Raw genomic sequence first — 13,368 nt, 5'->3', positions numbered from 1 at the left:
TCGTATATGCAGATTTTCTTTCAAAAAAGAGCCCTTAGTAGTTAGATTAGGTTATGACCGCTTCAGTGCTTGTTTGATCAATTCTTCAAGTTTAATCTCCTCTCCGTATTCTTTCAAAATCTTATCAACAGTTTTTTCTGCTGTTGACTTATTTATTCCTAAAGTTGTCAAGGCTGATAACGCCTCAGAACGCAGTGTATTATCAAAACGAGGCTGAATTTCTACAGATTTATCCAGTAATCCCTCTTTTTTCATTTTATCCTTCAATTCAAGAATAATTCGCTGAGCTGTTTTGCCTCCAATGCCCTTGACTGACTGGATGGTTTTGACATCTTCTTGTACAATTGCCGCCTGCAATTCCTTTGCATCCAATGAGGATAAAATCATTAACGCAGTGCTAGGTCCAACACCATTGATGGACAATAAGTCAAGGAATCTTTTCTTTTCTGATTGCTCATAAAATCCGAACAGGGTATGCGAATCTTCTTTGACGTGTAAATAGGTTTGAATAAGGATATCTTCCTTATCCTTTACCTGAGAATAGGTGATCAGGCTAATTTTTACTTCATATCCTACACCTCCTACATCCACTACAAGGTGCGTTGGATCTTTGAAGGCTAACCTTCCTTTTAAGTATGTAATCATAGACCCTCTCTGTTTCCTACTCCCGCATCTACCACAGCAATAGCAACCATATTATAAATTTCTTTGACTGAGCTACCTAATTGAAGCACCTGTACAGATTTCTTCATTCCCATCAAGATTGGCCCAATAACCTCTGCACCTCCAACTTCCATCAATGTCTTATAGGCAATGTTTCCTGATTGAAGATCCGGGAAGATCAAAGTGTTTACATTATGGCCTCTCAGAGAGCTGAACGGGTACATTTCATCCCTTAGGTTTTTATTCAAGGCTACATTTGCCTGGAGTTCACCGTCAATGATCATATCCGGCCAACGTTCTTTCGCCATCTTAATTGCTTTTGCCATTTTGCTAGGCACTTCTCCTTTTGCCGATCCAAAATTTGAGAATGATAAACCGGCAATTTTTGGCTCATAATCAAAAAAGCTCACTGCGCGATGTGTCAGTCCTATTATTTCTACCAGTTCTTCCTCAGTTGGATTCATGTTAACGGTAGTATCTGCAAAGAAAAAATTACCTTTTGGAGTATTCATGATGTACATCCCTGCCACCCGGTTAACTCCTTCTTCCATACCAACAATCTGAAGAGCCGGAAGCACCGTCTTTGGATAATCATTGGAAAGTCCGGAGATCAAAACATCAGCCTCACCTTTCTCAACCATCATCATCCCAAAATAAGTACGACTAGTCATCGCTTTTCTGGCGAGATGCATAGTCATTCCTTTACGTTGACGAATCAGCGTGTATTCCTTGGCATATTCCTCCACTTTATCCAAGTGTTCGTTTGGATCAATAATGTCGCAATCTTTAATTGCCTCTAATTCATGCTCTTCGATTAACTGCTTGATGATTTTTTGCTTCCCCATCAGGATCGGTGTTCCAATACCTGTATCGAGGGTCATTTGAGCAGCTTTGAGGATATTTATGTGATCTGCTTCTGCGAACACCACTTTCTTCATAGGGTTCTGACGTGCTCGATAAACGAATCGTGATATCAATCGTTGATCAATACCTACACGTTCAAGCAATTCATCCTCGTATTGCTTCCAGTCCTTAATTTGAATGCGGGCTACTCCGGAATCCATTGCCGCCTTTGCCACAGCCGGAGAAATGGTCGTAATCAAGCGAGGGTCCATTGGTTTTGGAATCAAATACTCGCTTCCAAACTTGATGTTTGATTTTCCATAGGCTTTAAGTACAATATCGGGTACTTGTTCCTTAGCCAGTTCTGCAATCGCCTTTACTGCGGCAAGCTTCATTTCCTCATTGATTGCAGTAGATCTAACATCCAATGCACCTCTGAAGATATATGGAAAACCAAGCACATTATTTACCTGGTTAGGATGATCTGATCTACCAGTAGCCATCACTACATCCTTACGGGTTTTAACGGCCAGATCGTATGCTATTTCCGGATTTGGATTTGCCAAGGCAAATACGATCGGGTTCTCCGCCATTGATTTAAGCATTTTAGGACTCACCACATCGGCAATAGATAGTCCTAAAAACATATCGGCACCCTTCAAAGCATCTTCGAGTGTATCAACTTTTTGTTTAGTGACATATTTTGACTTGATTTCATCCAAGCCTTTGCGGCTTTCATTCAATATCCCCTTGCTATCAGCCATGAGAATATTCTCTTTCTTTGCGCCGAGTGCCACATAAAGATCAGTGCAAGCAATTGCGGCAGCTCCAGCTCCGCTTACTACGATCTTGATATCTCCAATTTTTTTATCAACGACTTCAAGCGCATTCAATAATGCAGCGCTGGAAATAATGGCAGTCCCGTGTTGATCATCATGCATGATCGGGATATTCATCTGCTCCCGTAGTGTTTGCTCAATCTTGAAGCTTTCCGGGGCTTTAATATCCTCTAGGTTGATACCTCCAAATGTTGGCTCCAGGGACCTTACAATTTCAATGAATTTGTCAGGATCTTCTTCATTGATTTCGATATCAAAAACATCAATCCCAGCAAATTTTTTGAATAACACGCCCTTACCTTCCATTACCGGCTTGGATGCTTCCGGGCCGATATTACCCAGACCGAGGACAGCAGTTCCATTTGAAATAACGCCGACTAAGTTTCCTTTGGCTGTGTATTTGTAGACATCTTCCGGATCATCTGCAATTTTTTTACAGGGCTCAGCCACTCCCGGAGAGTATGCAAGTGCCAGATCGTGTTGTGAACTCACCGACTTAGTGGCGTTCACTTCTATTTTTCCTGCAGGTTTATTTGAATGATATTCTAATGCCTCCTTCGGCCTAATCTTCGTGGTACTCATTCTTTATTGGTTAAAGTTGCTCAGATTTCCATCTGGCCTTCAAAGGTCACCAACTAAAAATGAATAAGCAATTATTAGAATAAATTAAGAGGCTTCTTCTTTAGAAGATGTTAGATCTCCTTTAGTCTTAAAAGTCGAAAGAATGGCTTCCAGCTCTCTTACCAAATTCTTCTTCCTGGTCCCAGGAGAATCCACATATCCTTCGATGTAATAAATCAGCCCTTCTTCTTCATCTACTATGGTATAGCTTACAAATGGTCCTCCCCTGGAGTTGTCACTGATTTTCCATAGCCCTCTGGCTTCTACCGCAAAATGACCGTTGAAATTGACACGCTCTGTAAACACGGGAATGATCTCTTGACGCTTGATGTATACATCCGGATGCTCTCCATCATAGAGATTTCGCTGGGTGATTTTATCTCTAAACTCACCTATTTCGTTGAACACCCCTCTATCAGTGTAAGGCTCATAGTATATGAATATGCTCTGCTCGGTTTCTGCATCCATTTTGCGTAACCACACAAAATTTTTCAAGTCTCTGGCTTTTTCCCATCCGTATGGAATGGTAAGCTCTACGTTATGATTTTCTTTGATACGCTGAGCTAACTGTTTCTTAGGGCTGTTGAAGATTTTGTCCTTAATGGTCTCCCGGGCAGAAGCCTCAAAAAATTCACGAATTTGAGACCGATTGTAGTTGATTTTTTTTGCCAACTGTTCCTCTGTAGAAGAAAACAGAAACATGACTGTTTGACCCTTTGCGAAAAGGTCACGCTGCGACCGATAGAAAATTGAAGTGTCCCTTTTAATCTGATTTAGTGACTGATCGGTGAAATATTTTTGCAGCACCCTACTGTCAGGAGTTTTGCTATCGAGGGTCATCACAAACACCAGGTTCTTTGCTTTTTTCAATACAGAATTGAGTCTTTGCGGACTTACTTTACTCACATTGAAAAGTGACTCATCCTGGGGTAGACCAAGCATTGGCGCTAAAAATGTTTTCCGTAATTCGGCACCTAGTCCCACTGAATCAACCCACTGAGTAGAATCAACTACCAGTATAATTTCATCTGCTTCCCCCTTGGCAGTTGGAAGCATATCTTTTCTCCTATTCTCTCTATCTTCCTCGCTGCACGCAAAAACACCTAAAACCAATAATAGAAGAATAAATCGCTGCATAATGATATTATTTTTTAGCTCGAAGTATAGCAAAAACTATTCCGAGGAGTTCAAACTTAGGGCATAAGAAGAAAACTTTTCAGTTTAATTCGGAATCACCAGTGATTGCCCGGGCTTAATGGTATTTGAGGTTAATTTATTGGCTTGCTTTAGCTTCTCAATACTGGTATTGTTATTTCTACTAATGCTCCATAGCGAATCACCCGACCTCACGGTGTATAATTTACCTGATTGCGAGTTTGGTACGGTTGCAGTCGGTTTAGGAGTGTTTGCAGACGCAGTATACAGATTTTTTGTTTGAGAATTATATGTCGGCAATACCCAAATGCTTAATCGCTGACCTACCCGAATCAGGTTCCCATTCAGTCGGTTCCATTTTCTGATATCAGACACCCTTACCCCGTATTTTCTGGCTATTGTACCTAAAACATCACCACTTCTAACTCGATAATACAATCGCTCACGACCATAGGTGCTGCCCGGGGTGTTCCGCGCCAAATATTCAAGTTGTGCTTTTCCTACCTTAGAGGCCGTGTCGTACAGGTGAACTCTATTTGCCACAATATCTTCTTTCCATTCAGCAGGCACTCTCAACGCAAAGTCCTTAGTCCCTTCAGGTAGCGCTCCTCTTTTTATCTGCGGATTCCAAAGTAGCATATCATCTAAACAAAGACCTAGCTGATTACAGAAGGTCTCTACATGAAAATATTGAGATATCATGATGGTATCCATTTCCGGATAGAAAATTTCCGGCTGAGGGTCAAATCCATGTTCTTCCAGGTGATTGAAAATGTAAGTGATCGCTACAAACTGAGGAACGTATGACCTTGTTTCTCGTGGGAGGTATCGATAAATCTCCCAAAAATTTCTTTTGTAGCCACTTCTTCTAATTGCTTTACGGACATTTCCCGGACCGCAATTGTAGGCGGCCAAAGCAAGTTCCCAGCTGTCAAACATTCTGTAAAGATCCATAAGGTGTCTGGCGGCAGCATCTGTCGCCTCCACAGGATCCATTCGATCGTCAACATACCAATTGCTATGCAATCCATACATTTTTCCGGTTGAGGAAATGAACTGCCAAAGCCCTACAGCATTGGCCCGTGAAATGGCATTTGGACGTAACCCTGACTCGACAATGGCAAGGTATTTAAGCTCATCGGGCATATCGTAGCGAGCGAGGGTTTCAGAAAAGAGTGGGAAGTATAATTCCTTCTTTTTGACAATGTCTTGGGTGTAGGCTCGATCCTTAATTGCGAAATAGTCAATGAATGCGAGCACTCGTTCATTAAATTCAAGTGGCACCTCAGACTCGAGGCATGAAATTCTATCAGCAACTTCGTCATACGTGTAATCCGGTATCACTTCAGTTAGCCGAAATTCCTGTGCTTTCCCCTCTAACGAAATGAAAATTATTCCTAACAGGAGCCATTTTCGTATCATATCCTAGCTATTTTGATCTTTGAAAGTAATGATTTGATTTGAAATATCAAGCAATTTTTGCTCATTAAAGCTATTTGCCATGATTTGTACGCCGATCGGTAAGCCTTTGTTATCAAATCCATAGGGTATTGAAATAGCAGGAATACCTGCAACATTGGCTTGAACCGTATATAAATCCTCCAAATACATACGGATCGGATCGTCGTTAAGGGCACCTATTTCAAATGCAGTAGTTGGAGTGGTTGGCGATATGAGAAAATCATAGTCTTGCAAAATATTTTCAATTTCGTCTTTTATCAGTCGCCTGACTTGCTGCGCTTTATTATAATATGCATCGTAATAGCTTGCACTTAGCACAAATGTACCTGTAAGGATTCTTCTTTTTACCTCAGCTCCAAAACCGTCTGATCTGGAGCGCTTATACATCGACTCGGGACTGTCACTCGGTGACCGTTTACCATACCGAACGCCATCGTAACGTGAGAGGTTAGAGCTAGCCTCTGCTGCGGTGAGTACGTAATAAGTTGGTAATACATAGTCCATCAAAGTGGTGTCTACTGCCTCAACATTGTGTCCGTCTAATTTTAATTTCTCGATACATTGGAGTGTAGCAGCCTTGATTTCAGGGTTTAGTTCATCATGCTCCAGGGTCTGACGCATATACGCAACTTTGTATTTTTTATCCATTCTTTCAGTAGAATAGACGGGCACTTCTTTATGTGAGACCGTGCTATCAAAATTGTCTGCCCCTGCCATCACTTCCAATACTAACGAGGCATCCTCAACACTTTTTGAAATAATTCCAACGGTATCAAATGAGCTTGCATATGCAGCCAGACCATATCGAGAAATTCTTGAATAGGTAGGCTTAAGCCCGATCACACCACAAAAAGCAGCCGGTTGCCTCACAGAGCCTCCTGTATCGGAACCAATGGATACCTGACACATATCTGATGCTACTGCGACTGCTGAGCCACCTGACGAGCCACCTGGCACCCGGGCTTCATCTATTGGATTTCTTGCAGTGGCGAAAGCAGAATTTTCGTTTGAAGATCCCATCGCAAATTCATCACAGTTTTGATGGCCAATAATAATGGCATCTTCATCAAGCAGCCTTTGGATGCAAGTGGCCGTATATTGAGATTCAAAACCTTCCAGTATTTGGCTGGCACAAGATAAGGGGTGGTCTTGGTACGCAAAGACGTCTTTTATCCCTACTACCAAACCGGCGAGCCTACCTGCTGTTCCTTTTGAGATCTTAGTGTCGATCTCAGCTGCTCGTTTTTGAGCTTCACGACCATAAACAGAAAGGAAGGCATTAAGCCTTCCATTATTTTTTTCAATCTGCTTTAAATGATATTGAATCAATTCGGAAACTGTCAGTTTGCCCGAATCGATCTCTGATTGAATCTCAGAGAATGATTGAAACGTTTTCAAGGGTTTAAGCTTTTTTTTCTTCGCTTGAACCTTCGTTTATTTCATTTTTGATTTCCTTGGTGGCATCCTTAAACTCTCGGATTCCTTTTCCCATGCCTCGTGCTATCTCAGGTATTTTTTTCGCTCCAAAAAATATGATAATAAATAGAGCGATGATGATCATCTCAGTCCACCCTGGCATTGCAAATAATAATGATGTATGCATTGCTTTAAAATTTTAGATTACAAAGATAAGTATTAAACGAGGAGCTCTCAGAAATTATCGCACATTATTTCATTGCTAACCAATTTTCAGGGTTGAGGTTATTTAATCCCTTATAAACATGAAACTCCATCTCTGAAACTCCATCTCTATTCGTGTAAACCTCCCCCAAAACATCTCCTTTTTTTACTTTTTGACCCTTCTTGACATTGACCGTTTTCAACTGAGCATATAAGGTCTTATAATCACCATGACGAATGATAATCACCTGATTTTTACCTGGAATCACAGCAATTTCACTCACTACTCCATCAAATACTGCGGTGACCAAAGCTCCTGACTCAGTTTGAATATCTACCCCAGGATTAACGATCGTGATCCTTTTCAAAACGGGGTGTTTTTGTGTTCCAAACCCCATTGAAATAAAACCTGATTTTACAGGCCATTCCAACTGATTTTTAAAGGTTTCAAACTGTTTTGTTAGTTCAGCATCACTTGCTGCCTCTGCAACTGAGATCGTTGATGACCGTTTTTCCTCCTCTTTCACAATATCGGCGATTAAAGTATTTAACCTATTGTTCGCCTCCTTTCTCTCCTCTACTTCTTTTCTAAGCTGCCTTTCCTTTTTAGTTAATTGAGCCACTAAGGTTGACTGCCTTTGTTTGGATTTAGCAAGCTTTCTATTCTCCCTCACCTGTTGGTTTAACAACTGCTGCTGCTCAGCACGTTTCGCTTCCACTTTGCCCCTTTGATCATTCAATTCTTTTGCGACCACTTCAATTTGTTCTGCCTGAAGTCTTCGTGCATCTGCATATTGCTCCAAGTACTTCAGCCGCTGAAGAAGCTGGTTGAAATTGCTGGAAGAAAATAAAAACATCAATCTGCTATTTCCTCTATTTGCCTTGTAAGATGAATAAATCTGTGCAGCATATTCCTCTTTTAGATGCATGAGGTCATTCTGAAGAGAGCTCACTACTATCCTTAGATCAATAATTTCTCCGTCGAGTATTTGAATCTCCGATCCGATGGAGCGTATTAAAGATTCCCGTGCATTGATCTGTTGATTTAAAGCTTTCAACTGACCTAAAGTTGCTTTTTTAGCATCCGCAGTTTCGTTAAGAATTCGTTCAGCTTCTGCTATTTTTCTTAGGTTCTCTTTTTTTTCCTGCTCAAGCTGACTTTTGGTCTTTTGTGCTAAAACCGCAGGTCCAGATGCCAGAAATAACAATAAAAATGAAGCGAATACTAACTTATTTCTTTTCATACTTGCTAGGAACAGCATATGGAAAGCTGATTGGAGCGTCTTCAATGACCATTTTATTATAGGAAATACTGACTTCCGTATTCGGTTTAGTTTCAGCCTCATAGTCTATAACTGCAGAGATTTCATTGGGAAATACCTGACCGTCTACTAGGACAAAATCACTGTAATTTACTGAAATCGTATTGTTTGTTCCCTCATCGAATACCTTAACTTTTTCAAGTTTCATGCTTTTGGCACCAATGAAATTGTGAAAAAGGTAGACTCCCTTAGATGCCGTATAAGAAAAATAATTCTCTGATCGCTCAACTCGCTGCTTTTTATATGGCTCCACCAGGTTTCCCAAAATGACGGATTGGATCATTTGAAAATTGAAATCAAAATCAAATTCTTTTGAAAGCTCATCAAATGTATACTCGTAGTATTGCTTGTTTATTTTATCGAGAACAAACACGTTTTCTGTATCTATCAATACTCTTGCAACTTCGATTCCTAGTCCCGGAGTAATTGATAACCAGATGATACTGTCTTTTTGAATTCTAAAATTGGCAGTGGCGGAAACGCTTTTTTCACCATCGTCAAATTTAAATTTTGCCTTAGCGGAGAAATATTCAAATTCAGGATTTACTACTTCAAGATTATCTTTCTTTTTACCAAAAATGGCTCCCATTTTCCTGTTACAGGAGGATAAAACCAGAGTAGCCATCAAACACATTAAAATCAGTTTATTCATATAGCTTACGATCTGCTATTTTCTTTTCTATCAATTCGGAGGCATTTCCTAGTTCTCGCGCTTTTTCCCATTGCCTGATCGCTTCTTCTACTTCTCCTAATTGAAACAGTACATCTCCATAATGTTCAATGACTGTGCCATCTTTATCGAGTGAAGCTGCCTTCTCAAGAAATTTTCTTGACTCTTTATACTTTCCCGAAGCGTATAGTACCCAACCATGTGTATCTAGATATGTTGCATTATTAGGGTGCTGATCAATCAGTTTAGAAGACATTTCCAACGCTTTGTCCAAATCTCTATTAGCAACAGAAAGAAAGTAACTGTAATTATTCAACACATGATCGTTATTTGGACTGTTTTCAAGCGCTTTTTCGTATGCTTTGAACGATTTATCCAGCTCTTCTAGCCCATTATATGCATCGCCTATCTGGCCATAGAAAACCGTCAATAGATTCGGGTCTATGGTATATTTTCGGCCCTGCTCAAGCATTCGAACAGCCTTTTTGTGTTCATTCTTGATCAGGTATCCCGTTCCTGCGAAATAGTAAAGCAATGCCTGATTTGGAAAATACTCAAGTGCTACTTCTGCATGAGCAATTAGGCTATCGTTTTGATTCAAATCAGCTTCTATGTTCAAGATATTCTGCCATACTGAATAATTGGCTGGGCTGAGATCAACTGCTTTCAGGTAATAAACTACTGCCTCCTGGCTTTTGCCGTCCTGATACAAAAGATCTCCAACAAATGCTTGTGCTTTGAATTCATCCTCATACTGATCTGCCAGTGAAACGGCAATTTGAGTGAGTTTGCTTTTTTCCTCAGGGCTAGGGTCCATTACCAGGTAATTGGACAAGATTTGAAACTTTGACTGGAAGTCAATCGAGCTTGTTTCAAACGCCTCACTTAACAACTCTAAGGATTCTGATCTTTCGCCTTGCATCCATGCCAGCTCACTTTTCATTAAAGTGATGCGCGAAGAAGTAGACTCAGAAGCTTCATATTCAGCTATTGCTTCTTTGGCCTGATCCAATCTTCTATTTTGAATCAAGAAATTGATTAATTCAGCCTTATACGAAGATTCGTTTGGATATGCATCGATTAGCTTTTCAAACTCAGCGATTACCTCATCAAGTTTTCCTTCCTTCATGTAGATGCGCTGCTTCTCTCTGGTGATTTCCTCTTTAATGCCTAATTGAGATTCGATCAGATCAAAAACACGGAACATATCGTCCCTTCTTCCGGTCAGTTGATAGAGTTCTGCTAGTTCATATAACGCATTTTCCTCAGATGGAAATCGCTCAAGTAGCTCTTCATAGGTTTTTGCTGCATCTATGTAAAATCCGATTGACTGATAAATGCGAGCCAATCCTAACCGATAGTACTTATTCTCCGGATCCAACTCAATGGCTTTTAATCCATAAGGAAGGGCTTTTTGACCTTCGTCACTTTTTGCAAGCACCTCTGCTATTTTGAAATGAATCGCAGCACTTTCAGTGTTCATTTCAAGAGCTACATGAAAGTTTTCTAGTGCCTTGGCAAAATTTTCCAAAATCAATTGCTTCTCAGCTTCCACCAACACCCCTTCAAGCTTGAGTGAATCTTCTTGTGTCTGAGGGATCACAACATCCTTCTTTTTCTTTTGCGCTGACGCACAAAAGAGAATAAGTGAAAAAACTGAAAATAGAATTATTCGCATGGTTTTACCATTCACTGTAGTCTCCCAGGCTCACTGATTTTGGTTGACCTTTCAAATTAACGAAGTTTCCAATCATTGAGTTGGTTAATTCAACGTCCTCCAGTGTCGTGTTATTTTGAATGAGTGATTCAGACACCTTAGAGTTACTGACTTTACAATCCTTACCTATAGAAACATTAGGTCCGATGGTGGAGTTCGAAATTTCCGATCCTTCTCCAATAAAAACAGGCTCAATGATTTCGCAATTAGTTAATGTGGCCTCATTAGAAACAAGATTTTCTTCCTTTAGAAATCCAAGGTATTGTGAGTTTGATTGTACGGTTATTTCCTTGTTTCCACAATCCAACCATTCATCCACTGTGCCAATTGTGAAGTTGGTTCCTTTATTTTTTAGGTTTTCCAGAGCCATAGTCAACTGAAACTCTCCTCCTCCACGTATATTATTTTGGATCAGATAATCGATTTCCTCACGCAAATCTTCACCTCTCTTGAAGTAATAAATTCCAATAATAGCCTGGTCGGAAACATAGTCTTTTGGCTTTTCAATGAAATCAGTGATGATTCCTTCTTCATTTGTCTTGACCACACCAAAGGAGCTTGGGTCCTCTATTTGCTTGGTCCAAATAATGCCATCATCCTCAGGATTCAATGTGAAGTCTGCTCTGAAAAGAGTGTCTGAGAATGCAACTGTGACTTTTCCTTCCAAAATATCGTTTGCACAAGCGATTGCATGTGCGGTTCCTTCTGCAGTTTCCTGAACAAAGAAGTGAGCCTCAGCTCCTACTTCTTTAGCGATCTGTCTAAGCTTATCTTTAATTTCTTCATCAAAATCACCGATTACAAACCCTATTTTGTCAATTTTCTCCGGTGTAACTTTTGAGATGTCTTCAACCAACCGTTGCACAATTGGCTTTCCCGCAATAGGAATCAGTGGCTTGGGTGTAGTCAACGTATGAGGCCTCAGGCGTTTGCCTTTTCCGGCCATCGGAATAATGAGATTCATAAAATGTTGTTGATTTATCGCTAGTTAGCTCTAAGATTTCGAAATGATTTTCGCTCTAAAACAAACAGCAAAGTTAGAAAGATTAATACGATCAAGGAGGACTTAAGGATTGATTCTTCAGTCATTCCGTCGATAAGAATTCCTGATCCGGCTAAAACGATGTATCCTGTAATCTTTAACGTCTGATATGGAACCGGATAGTGCTTCATTCCCCATACATAAGAAATAATCACCATCAATAAGTATGAAATAAAAGTGGCAATGGCACTACCCATATATCCCAAGACCGGAATAAGCGACCAGTTTAGAATAAATGTGGCTACTGCACCGATGAGGCTAATATATGCCCCATACAATGTCTTATCCGTCAGTTTGTACCACAGGGATAGGTTGTAAAAAACCCCCAAAAACAATCCTCCTCCTAACAACAAAGGCACAGCATCTAATGCGATTAGATAGTTTTCTTGCCTAAGGAAAACAGGTGCGTAATATGGCATAAACACACACAATACTAACCAGCTAAAGGAGGTGAAAATCACAAACCACGTCATCACCTGACTGAAAACCTGAGGTGAGTTTTTTTCTTTTGCCTGGGCAAAAAAGAAAGGCTCAAAAGCATACCTAAACGCCTGAACGGCTAGCGTCATAAACACCGCTAGTTTATAACATGCACCAAATATTCCAAGGATTTCAAGATTTGAAAATCCCTTATAAAATTCTTCCGGCAACCGATACTTAAGAATTGCGCGGCTTAGCATCTCATTCGTTACACCTGCAAATCCTATGATCAAGACCGGCCAGGCATACTTCATCATTCGCTTCCACTCGGATGAATTGAAGGTGAGTTTTACCTTTAGCCAATCAGGAATGAAGAAAAGAAGATACAGCCCGTTTGCGATCAGGTTAGAAAGAAAAACATAGCCAACCCCAATTTCAGGGTTATAAACTTTGCTGATAAAGCTATCCGGATTGTCCTTTAAAATCATTGGACAAAGAAGAATGAAGAATAAATTCAACAGAATGTTGACACCAATATTCGACAATTTAAAAACTGCAAAATGATACGCTTTTCCATCCTGTCGTAATCGAGCAAACGGTATGGCCACAATGGCGTCAATGGCTAAAATTGCGGCTAGCCATCTAATGAAATGAGCTCTATTGGGATACTGCAATACATCAGCAATTGCATCAGAAAAAAGCCAAATAACCCCGGAAAACAAAAGCGACGAGATGAGAATGCTGGTAAATGCCAGGTTGAAATAATTGTATCCTTTCTCTTGAGATGAAAACCGGAAATAGGCTGTCTCTAATCCATAAATAAATAAAATATTGAGAAAGGCTACATACGCATAAAGCTCTGTAACGATTCCATATTCCGCTGGTACAAAAACTGATGTATAAAGTGGAACGAGCAGGTAATTGAGCAACCTCCCAACCACACTGCTTAAACCATATACTGCCGTTTGACCGGCTAGTTTTTTAAGAATTGACAA

The 13,368-nt window shown here is 40.3% G+C and carries 11 protein-coding genes; all 11 read right to left on the bottom strand.

Going from position 1 to position 13,368, the window contains the following annotated elements; genetic code table 11:
- Nucleotides 1–51 precede the first annotated feature (51 nt).
- Nucleotides 52–645: a Holliday junction branch migration protein RuvA gene (ruvA, locus tag ACQK2H_RS04020; RefSeq protein ID WP_425390185.1), complete on the bottom strand. Its 594-nt coding sequence runs from the start codon at nt 643–645 to the stop codon at nt 52–54.
- On the bottom strand, nt 642–2,927 hold the full coding sequence (locus tag ACQK2H_RS04015) for an NADP-dependent malic enzyme (protein WP_425390184.1): 2,286 nt from the start codon (nt 2,925–2,927) through the stop codon (nt 642–644). Before ACQK2H_RS04015 ends, ruvA begins: the two co-directional genes overlap by 4 nt.
- An 84-nt stretch (nt 2,928–3,011) precedes the next feature.
- Nucleotides 3,012–4,103: a DUF4837 family protein gene (locus ACQK2H_RS04010; protein ID WP_425390183.1), complete on the bottom strand. Its 1,092-nt coding sequence runs from the start codon at nt 4,101–4,103 to the stop codon at nt 3,012–3,014.
- 84 nt (nt 4,104–4,187) lie between these two features.
- Complete coding sequence (locus ACQK2H_RS04005; RefSeq protein WP_425390182.1) at nt 4,188–5,543, bottom strand: LysM peptidoglycan-binding domain-containing protein; 1,356 nt, start codon at nt 5,541–5,543, stop codon at nt 4,188–4,190.
- Between the two features lie 3 nt (nt 5,544–5,546).
- Entirely contained in the window at nt 5,547–6,980 is a 1,434-nt protein-coding gene (gatA, locus tag ACQK2H_RS04000) for an Asp-tRNA(Asn)/Glu-tRNA(Gln) amidotransferase subunit GatA (RefSeq protein WP_425390181.1), read from the bottom strand.
- Between the two features lie 4 nt (nt 6,981–6,984).
- Complete coding sequence (locus ACQK2H_RS03995) at nt 6,985–7,185, bottom strand: twin-arginine translocase TatA/TatE family subunit (protein ID WP_348279362.1); 201 nt, start codon at nt 7,183–7,185, stop codon at nt 6,985–6,987.
- A 64-nt stretch (nt 7,186–7,249) separates the two neighbouring features.
- Complete coding sequence (locus ACQK2H_RS03990; RefSeq protein ID WP_425390180.1) at nt 7,250–8,446, bottom strand: murein hydrolase activator EnvC family protein; 1,197 nt, start codon at nt 8,444–8,446, stop codon at nt 7,250–7,252.
- A complete protein-coding gene (locus tag ACQK2H_RS03985; protein WP_425390179.1) occupies nt 8,433–9,176 on the bottom strand; it encodes a DUF4292 domain-containing protein in 744 nt (247 codons plus the stop codon). The genes ACQK2H_RS03990 and ACQK2H_RS03985 overlap by 14 nt, the downstream gene beginning before the upstream one ends.
- The gene (locus ACQK2H_RS03980) at nt 9,169–10,872 is read right to left on the bottom strand and encodes a tetratricopeptide repeat protein (protein WP_425390178.1); all 1,704 of its coding nucleotides are present in this window, start codon (nt 10,870–10,872) and stop codon (nt 9,169–9,171) included. The genes ACQK2H_RS03985 and ACQK2H_RS03980 overlap by 8 nt, the downstream gene beginning before the upstream one ends.
- Before the next feature lie 4 nt (nt 10,873–10,876).
- Complete coding sequence (locus ACQK2H_RS03975) at nt 10,877–11,875, bottom strand: sugar phosphate nucleotidyltransferase (RefSeq protein WP_425390177.1); 999 nt, start codon at nt 11,873–11,875, stop codon at nt 10,877–10,879.
- A 20-nt stretch (nt 11,876–11,895) separates the two neighbouring features.
- Nucleotides 11,896–13,368 carry a lipopolysaccharide biosynthesis protein gene (locus ACQK2H_RS03970; protein WP_425390176.1) on the bottom strand — a complete coding sequence of 491 codons (1,473 nt, stop codon included), beginning with the start codon at nt 13,366–13,368 and terminating at the stop codon, nt 11,896–11,898.

This window comes from Ekhidna sp. (genome assembly GCF_965228795.1).
In the GTDB taxonomy this organism is placed as follows: Bacteria; Bacteroidota; Bacteroidia; order Cytophagales; family Cyclobacteriaceae; genus Ekhidna.
Note: the sequence above shows the minus strand (reverse complement) of the source record. Positions and strands in the feature narration are given on the sequence as shown.